Genomic DNA, 7,816 nt, shown 5'->3' on the forward strand with positions numbered 1-7,816 from the left:
CCTATGGGCAGCTTTTCATGGCCGCTTACAACCATGAAGATCGGTTTCCGCACACCCTCCCTCACGAAGTCCCTCAGGGCCCGCACCACGGGCCGCGCCACGCGCGCGATCAAGCGCCAGGTCATCCCCGGCTACGGCCGCAAGGGGATGGGCTGGCTGCGCGATCCGAAGCGCGCCGCCCGCAACGCGGTCTACAAGCGCACCACGTTCGGCCTCGGCGACGTCCTGCGGATGTTCCGATGAGCGCGCCCGGCAGCATCACCGCCGACGACGCTCGCGGCCTCGCCACACACCGCGCCCCCGGCGCCGTCGAGCTCGTCGAGCCGCCCCGCGAAGCTGTGGAGTGGATGGCCTCACCCGCCCCCGCGACCGACCTCTGGTGGACCGCCACCGTCCGCGGCGAGGAGGACCCGGGCTGGCACCGGCTGGAGAGCACGTCCCAGATCGCGGACCTGGTGCACGCCCTCACCGACCCGCGGGACAAGCTGATCCCCGAGGACGAGCCGCCCACCCGGTACGCGCAGATCATGCTGCTCGGCGACGGCCTGTTCATGGTCGAGATTGCCAAGCGGTTCGAGGGGCTCGGGGCCTACAACTGGCGGATCGGCCGGGGCCGGGGCGCGGACGAGGCCGCCAACGATCCCCAGGACCTCGTCCAGCCCCTGCAGGAGCTCACCGCCGCCGAGACCATCGAGGTCCTCGTCAGCTGGGCACAGGGCCACGGCTCCCGCTGCCCTACGGGGCGGCCCTGCGCACCTACGGCACCCCGCCGGATCCGGGGTTGGGCGTCTGACCGTGCCGAACGACGCCGGGCCGCCGTCTCCGCCGCCGGACGCCACCGGGCATCATGGCCCCATGACGTCCGCTCTCAACCGCCTCGAGCATCTCGCCGCCCTCCCACCTCACACCGCGATCGACCCAGCCGAGCTTGCTGTGGCCCTCACGGGGGTGCCAGAGCTCGGGGGTTGGCGCGTCACGCCGTCGTCGACACCCGCCGACACCACCCCACCCGAGCTCGCCGTCACCTACGCCACCGGCGACTTCGCCACCGCCCTCGCCCTGGCGAACCGGATCGGGGAGGCCGCCGAGGCCGCCGACCACCACCCGGACCTGACCGTCTCCTACGGCCGGCTCACCGTGGGCATGCACAGCCACGACGTCCGCGCCCTCACCTCCCGCGACGTCCGCCTGGCCCGCACCGTCGCCCGCCTCGCCAGCGAGGTCCTCGCCCCCCACGCCCTCGCCGCGTACGGCACCCTGGCGCCCGGCCGCTCGAACGCGCACGTCATGGACGGTGTGCGCGGCACCTGGATCCCCGGCACCCTCCGCGGCACGTTCCACGCCAGCGGCACCGATGCGGCCACCGGCTACCCGGGGATCGTCCTCGCCGGCACCGCGCCCGCGCACGCGACCACCGACGTCCCCGCCCAGGTGCTCGTGTCCGCCGACCTCCCGGACCACTGGGACCGCCTCGACGCCTTCGAGGGCGCCGGCTACCGGCGGGTGCCCGCCGTCGTCGCCCTGGAGGACGACGACGCCGTCCGCCCCGCCTTCGTCTACGAGCTGGTGCCCGATGCCGTCCCCCCGTCCGCCTGAGCCCCCCGCCATGACACCGCACCTCGACACCCACCCCGACGCCCGCCCCGACCCCGGCTCCCGCCAGCGGGCCCTCGTCCGGCGCTCGCCCCTGATCCTCGCGGCCGTCGTCCTCCTGGCTGGAGCCGCCGTCCTCGCCGCCCAGGGACACCGCGAGGCGGCCGGCCTCAGCCTGCAGATCGTCACGGTGGTCCCCGTGCCGATCGCCCTCGAACGCGCCCACCGGGTCCGCCTGCCCACCGCGCTGCATGCGATGTACGCGGCCCTGCTGCTCGTCGCACCGTGGGTGGGTGCCGCGCTCGGCGGCTACGACGCCTGGCCGTGGTGGGATGCCCTCGTGCACTTCTACTCCGGCGTGCCGATCGCGCTCGGGTGCGTCTTCCTGCTGGGCATCGCGGCCGCGCGCCGTGGGCTGGTCCTGCCGCCCGGGCTCGAGGCGCTCCTCGTGATGGCCCTGCACTCGCTCGTGGCCCTGGCGTGGGAGATCGCCGAGTTCACCGCCGACCAGGCGCTCGGCGCGCAGACGCAGAAGGGCAACACGGACACCATGACGGACATGATCGTCGGCACGCTCGGGGCCCTGATCGTGGCGTTCGCCCTGTACGCGCACCGCACCCGCGGCCGCTTCGCCTGGCTCTCGCGCTTCACCGGGGCCTGACGGGAGACGCCGACGCCGACGCCGCGTCCCCGGTCCCGGCTCGCTTAGTCCCGCTCGGCCGCCGCCGCGAGCCGGCCCAGGCCCTTCTCGAAGTCCCGGCCGACGCCCGCTCGGGGCCGGAGGAGGCCTGCGTCATGTCCGGGTCGGCGTCCCGCCACGGGGACCAGCCCTGCCCCGCGCGGAGGTCCTCGATCAGGGCGCCCTCTCACCGCCGCAGGAACGCATCCACCCGGCGCACCGCCTCCGGGTGGCCGCTGGCGGCGCTGATCGCCGCGGTCTCCCGGTCCAGGTGCTCGGCGTACCCGACGATCTCCGGGCCGCGCAGCAGCGCCTTCGTCGGCCCGTAGGCGTGCACCGCGCCGGCGGCGAGCTCGTCCTCGAGCGCGGCCAGCCGCGCCTCGAACTCGTCACCGCTCACGGCCTCGGAGGCCACACCCCACTCCACGGCCTCGGCCCCGGTCAGGCGGCGGCCCCGCAGAGTGAGCTCCGCAGCCCGCACCGGCCCCACGGCCCGCGGCAGCCACCAGGAGACCCCCGTGTCCGGCACCAGCCCGATCCCCGCGTAGGCCGCCAGCAGCAGGGCGTCGTCCCGCACGAGCACCACGTCCGCGTTGAGCACCAGCCCCAGCCCGGCCCCGGCCGCCGTGCCGTTCACGCCGGCCACCACCAGCAGCCGGGAGCGCACAAGGGCCAGGGCCACCTCGCTCGCCGCATCCGCGAGCTCGCGCAGCACCGCGGGGCGCTCCGCGGGGCTCGCCGCCCCCATCGCCGCCACGTCTCCGCCGCCGCAGAAGAACCGGCTGGCACCGGTGAGGGTCAGCACGTGCACGTCCGGGTCCGCCTCGGCCGCCCGCACCGCCGCGGTCAGCTCTCGCGCCATCGCCAGGCTCAGCGCGTTGCCCTGCGCGGGGCGGTCCAGGGTCAGGCGCACGACGCCGGGACGGGCCTCCACCCGCACCGTTGCCACGTCCGCGGCGCCGCCGTCGACGCTCACGCGAACGCGCTCATCCCGGTCAGGTCCCGGCCGAGGATCAACGCCTGCACGGACTCGGTGCCCTCGTAGGTGTGCAGCGCCTCGACGTCGGCGAAGTGCCGCATCACCCGGTGTTCCAGGAGGATGCCGTTGCCGCCGAGCATGTCCCGGGCGATCTGCGCCACCCGCCGCGCGCCCCGGGTGCAGGCGTACTTCAGCAGGGAGGCCTGCTCGTCACGCAGCTGCCCGGCCGCCTGCAGGCGGGCTACGGCCACGCAGCGGGTCTGCATCGCGGTCACCTCGTCCAGCATCTGCGCGAGCCGTTCCTGCACCATCTGGTGCGCTCCCAGCGGCTTGCCGAACTGCTCGCGCTGCCGGGCGTAGGCCAGCGCAGCCTCGAACATGGCGGTCGCGTGACCCAGCGCGGACCAGCCCACGTTCACGCGGGTGGCCACCAGCACGCGCGCGGCGTCCTTGAACGTCGCCACGCCCGGCAGCCGCGCGTCGTCGCCGACTCGTACGTCAGTCAGCGAGATCTCGGCCTGGTGGATCGCCCGCAGCGCGCCCTTGCCCGTGATCACCTCGGCCTCGTAGCCGGGCGTGGACTGCTCCACCACGAAGCCCTTGACCTGGCCGTCCTCGGTGTCGCGCGCCCACACGATCGTGATGCCCCCGGCAGCCCCGTTGCCTATCCACTTCTTGGCGCCGTTCAGCACCCAGCCGCCGGCGCCGTCGGGCCGCGCGGACGTCTCGAGGGACACCGAGTCCGAGCCGTGCAGCGGCTCCGTGAGCGCGAACCCGCCCGGCAGCGTGCCGCGCGCCACCGGCTCGAGGTACCGCTCCTTCTGCTCCGGGCTCGCGCAGTGCACCAGGGCGCGCAGCACGAGCCCGCCCTGCACCGCCGCCGCGGCCGCCATCGACCCGTCCGCCCGGGAGATCTCCATCGCCACCAGGCCCGCCGCCAACGGGGACATCACCGCGTGCCCCGGCACCTCCAGTCCATCGGTGAGCAGGTCCAGTTCGCCCGCCCGCGCCACCAGGTCCAACGGGTACTCCGCCCGGTCCCAGTGCCCGTCGATCCGCTCGAGCACCTCCCGGCCGTAGGCGCGGGCGCGGTCCCAGTGCGCGCGGTCCTGCTCCGTCGCCTCCCCGAACGCGTCCAGGTAGTCGACGTCCAGGGGCGTGACGACGTCGTAGGTCGGCTTCTGCGTGCGCGTCACCGGGCCTCCTGCGTCCGCTCGGCGCGCAGCGCGCGCTTGAGGAGCTTGCCCGACTGGTTCCGCGGCAACTCCGCCACGAAGTCCACGCGCTTGGGCACCTTGAAGTCCGCCAGGCGTTCCTTCACGTGGGTGCGCACGGTCTCCGCGGTCAGCTCGGCGCCCTCCTTGAGCACGACGACGGCGGTCACCGCCTCGATCCAGCGCTCGTCCGGCAGGCCGATGACGGCGACCTCGGCCACCTCGTCGAGCTCGTAGATCGCGTCCTCGACCTCGCGCGGGGCGACCAGCACGCCGCCCGTGTTGATGACGTCCTTGATGCGGTCCACCACCTGGATGTAGCCGGCCGCGTCCTGGGTGACCTGGTCGCCGGAGCGGAACCAGCCGTCGTCGGTGAACGCGTCCGCGGTGGCATCCGGGCGGTTCCAGTAGCCGGAGAGCAGCTGCGGCGAACGGTACTGGATCTCGCCGGGCTCGCCGGGCGCGGCGGGGGCGCCGTCGGCCGTCATCACCCGCGCCTCCACGTGGAACACGGGGCGGCCGCACGAGGCCGGCCGCGCGTCGTGCTCCTCGGGGCGCAGCACGGTGCACAGCGGGCCCAGCTCGGACTGGCCGAAGCAGTTGTAGAAGCCGATGCCCGGCTGACTCTGACGGAGGCGCTGCAGCACGGTCACCGGCATGATCGAGGCCCCGTACTGGGCCTTGTGCAGCGAGGAGAGGTCACGCGTGGCCAGGTCCGGATGGTTCGCCAGCGGCACCCAGACGGTGGGCGCCAGGAACAGGGAGCCGATGTGCTCGGTCTCCACGAGCTCGAGCATCCGGGGGATGTCCGGGGCGGCCAGCAGGCGCACCGTGGCGCCGAGGCTCAGGTAGGGGAGCAGGAACACGTGCATCGCGGCCGAGTGGTACAGCGGCATGGCCACCAGGGGGCGGTCCTCGGCCGTGAAGTCCAGCGCGATGATCGAGGAGAGGTACTCCGCCACGAGCGCCCGGTGGGACATCATGGCGCCCTTGGGGGTGGAGGTGGTGCCGGAGGTGTAGAGCAGCTGGGCCAGGTCGGTGGCCGACACCTCCGCCTCCGGGGCGGCGGCGTCCAACGTCTCGTCCCGGGCGGTCTCCAGCACGGAGGGCTCGGCGTGGCCGGCGGGGAGCATGGTCCACACGTGCCGCAGAGCCGACGCGCGGCCCTCGGCCCGGACCTGGTCGACCCGCTCGAGCATGCCGGCGTCGGCCACGAGCAGCTCCGCGCCGGAGTCCTCGAGGGCGTGGGCGAGCTCGCCGCCCTTGAGCGCGAAGTTCACGGGCACGTGCACGTAGCCGGCCGTGACGCAGGCGAGGAAGAGCAGCGCGTAGGCGTCCGAGTTGGTGGCGTAGGCGGCCACCCGGGTGCCGGCCGGCAGGCCGGTGTCCTGGAGGCGGCGGGCCACGCGGTGCGCTCCGTCCCGGAGCTGGGCGTAGGTCCAGTCGCGGTCCTCGAAGCGCAGGGCGACGGCCTGCGGGGAACGGGCGACCGCGCGTGCGAACACGCGGCCGATCGTGTCCTCCGGGGCGGGGGAGAGGTGGCCGGCGTCGGTGGGGTGGGTGATCTGGCCTGGCATGGAAACCTCCGGGGGATGGGTCAGAGACGCTCGATCACGGTGACGTTGGCCTGGCCGCCGCCCTCGCACATGGTCTGCAGGCCATAGCGGCCGCCGCTGCGCTCGAGCTCGTGCAGCAGCGAGGTCATCAGGCGGGCGCCGGTGGCGCCGATGGGGTGGCCCAGGGCGATCGCCCCGCCGTTGACGTTGACCTTCGCCGGGTCCGCGCCGGTCTCGGTCAGCCAGGCCAGCACGACGGCGGCGAACGCCTCGTTGATCTCCACGAGGTCCATGTCGTCGATGGTCAGGCCCATGCGGTCGAGCGCGTACGCCGTCGCCGGGATCGGGGCGGAGAGCATCATGACGGGGTCGGCGCCGCGGGCGGAGAGGTGGTGGATGCGGGCTCGCGGGGTGAGGCCGTGGCGGCGCACGGCCTCCTCGGAGGCGAGCAGGAGGGCGGCCGCGCCGTCGGACATCTGGGACGCGGTGGCCGCGGTGTGCAGCCCGCCGGGGACGATCGGGTCGAGCGAGGCGATCTTCGCGGCGTCCGGGGTGCGGGGGCCCTCGTCCGCGGTGAGGCCGGCGAGGGGCAGGATCTCGCGGTCGAAGCGACCGTCGGCCTGGGCGGCGAGCGCGCGCTCGTGGGAGCGCACCGCGAACTCCTCCAGGGCGTCACGGTCCAGGTTCCAGTGCCGGGCCATCATCTCGGCCCCGCGGAACTGGGAGATCTCCTCGTCCCCGTAGCGGGCGGCCCAGGACTCGGAGCCGGTGAACGGGTCGGGGAAGCCGAGCTCGCGGGCGGCCGTGTTGGACAGGGAGAGCGGGATCGCGGACATGGACTGCACGCCACCGGCGACGACGAGGTCCGCCGTCCCGCTCATGATGGCCTGCGCGGCGTAGTGGACCGCCTGCTGGCCGGAGCCGCACTGGCGTTCGACCGTGGTGCCGGGGACGTCCTCGGAGAGCCCGGCCGCGAGCCAGGCGTTGCGCGCCACGTCCATGGCCTGCGGGCCGAGCTGGTCGATGCAGCCGAGGATGACCTCGTCGTACTCGGCCGAGTCGATGTCCTGGCGGGCGACGAGCTCGCGCAGCGGCGCGGCCGCCAGATCGAGGGGATGTACGCCGGCGAGCCCCTTCCCTCGGCGACCCACGGGGGTGCGGACGGCGTCGATGATGTAGGCCTCGGGCATGGGGGCTCCTCCGGACGGCGGGAACGTGACGCCGATCACGCTATTGCTTGGACGTCCAACGATCAAGAGTGTGACGGGATCCGTCGCGGCGGCGCGGGCGTGGCGGAGGGCGCCGTTTCGTCAACGAAAGCGGCTCGGGGCGCGCCGTTTCCGCCACGAAAGCGCTGGGGCGGGCGTCGCCTCGCCCTGGTCAGGACCCCCTGCCCCGGGCCTACCGTGAGGGCCAGCGGCGCGCACCCGTGCCGCTGAGACGAGAGGAGCCGGCCATGGCCACCCCGCACACCCCCGACCCCCAGGACGCCCGGCGCGCACGCGAGGCGACGGACGAGACCTCCGGCGTCGCGTTCGACGGCGACACGCCCCCAGCCGAGGGTGCGGGCGTCGGCCCGGACAACCCGGGCATGGACGTGGAGCAGACCGGCGAGCGCTCGGCGGGCAAGATCGTGCTCGGGCTGATCATCGCCCTCGTGGTCATCGGCGTCCTGCTGTTCATCCTGGGCCGCGTCGCCGGCCTCGGCTGAGCCGGGACGCAGACGCCTGGGGCACGCCACCGGCCCACCACGACCACGGGGCGGGCACCGATCCGTCGGTGCCCGCCCCGTGCC

8 protein-coding genes are annotated in these 7,816 nt (G+C 74.3%); 4 read left to right on the forward strand and 4 right to left on the reverse strand.

Translation table 11 applies throughout. The features are described from left to right. The 3 genes from HMPREF3105_RS07105 to HMPREF3105_RS07120 all read left to right on the forward strand — a co-directional run. On the forward strand, positions 1-243 hold a 243-nt coding region (locus HMPREF3105_RS07105), incomplete at its 5' end, for a hypothetical protein (RefSeq protein WP_246830350.1). A gap of 612 nt (positions 244-855) precedes the next feature. Next, positions 856-1,596 carry a 4a-hydroxytetrahydrobiopterin dehydratase gene (locus HMPREF3105_RS13010; protein ID WP_141762455.1) on the forward strand — a complete coding sequence of 247 codons (741 nt, stop codon included), beginning with the start codon at positions 856-858 and terminating at the stop codon, positions 1,594-1,596. A gap of 10 nt (positions 1,597-1,606) precedes the next feature. Further along, positions 1,607-2,254, forward strand: coding sequence for a DUF2238 domain-containing protein (locus HMPREF3105_RS07120; RefSeq protein WP_141762456.1), 648 nt, complete (start codon positions 1,607-1,609; stop codon positions 2,252-2,254). Positions 2,255-2,459: 205 nt separating this feature from the next. On the opposite strand, the gene HMPREF3105_RS07125 is transcribed toward HMPREF3105_RS07120, so the two are convergent. Genes HMPREF3105_RS07125 through HMPREF3105_RS07140 form a run of 4 tightly spaced genes read right to left on the reverse strand, consistent with a single transcriptional unit; the run spans position 2,460 to position 7,211 of the window. Further along, complete coding sequence (locus HMPREF3105_RS07125; RefSeq protein WP_051995329.1) at positions 2,460-3,248, reverse strand: enoyl-CoA hydratase/isomerase family protein; 789 nt, start codon at positions 3,246-3,248, stop codon at positions 2,460-2,462. Further along, the gene (locus HMPREF3105_RS07130) at positions 3,245-4,447 is read right to left on the reverse strand and encodes an acyl-CoA dehydrogenase family protein (RefSeq protein ID WP_070709057.1); all 1,203 of its coding nucleotides are present in this window, start codon (positions 4,445-4,447) and stop codon (positions 3,245-3,247) included. Before HMPREF3105_RS07130 ends, HMPREF3105_RS07125 begins: the two co-directional genes overlap by 4 nt. Further along, on the reverse strand, positions 4,444-6,042 hold the full coding sequence (locus HMPREF3105_RS07135) for a fatty acyl-CoA synthetase (RefSeq protein WP_070709058.1): 1,599 nt from the start codon (positions 6,040-6,042) through the stop codon (positions 4,444-4,446). The genes HMPREF3105_RS07130 and HMPREF3105_RS07135 overlap by 4 nt, the downstream gene beginning before the upstream one ends. Positions 6,043-6,062: 20 nt before the next feature. After that, on the reverse strand, positions 6,063-7,211 hold the full coding sequence (locus HMPREF3105_RS07140; protein WP_070709059.1) for an acetyl-CoA C-acetyltransferase: 1,149 nt from the start codon (positions 7,209-7,211) through the stop codon (positions 6,063-6,065). A gap of 266 nt (positions 7,212-7,477) precedes the next feature. Here HMPREF3105_RS07140 and HMPREF3105_RS07145 point away from each other — a divergent pair, with 266 nt between their 5' ends. Then, complete coding sequence (locus HMPREF3105_RS07145) at positions 7,478-7,732, forward strand: DUF6480 family protein (RefSeq protein WP_010080161.1); 255 nt, start codon at positions 7,478-7,480, stop codon at positions 7,730-7,732. The last annotated feature ends 84 nt before the right edge of the window (positions 7,733-7,816 follow it).

The sequence above is a fragment of the Micrococcus sp. HMSC31B01 genome (assembly GCF_001816085.1).
GTDB classification, from domain to species: domain Bacteria; phylum Actinomycetota; class Actinomycetes; order Actinomycetales; family Micrococcaceae; genus Micrococcus; species Micrococcus luteus.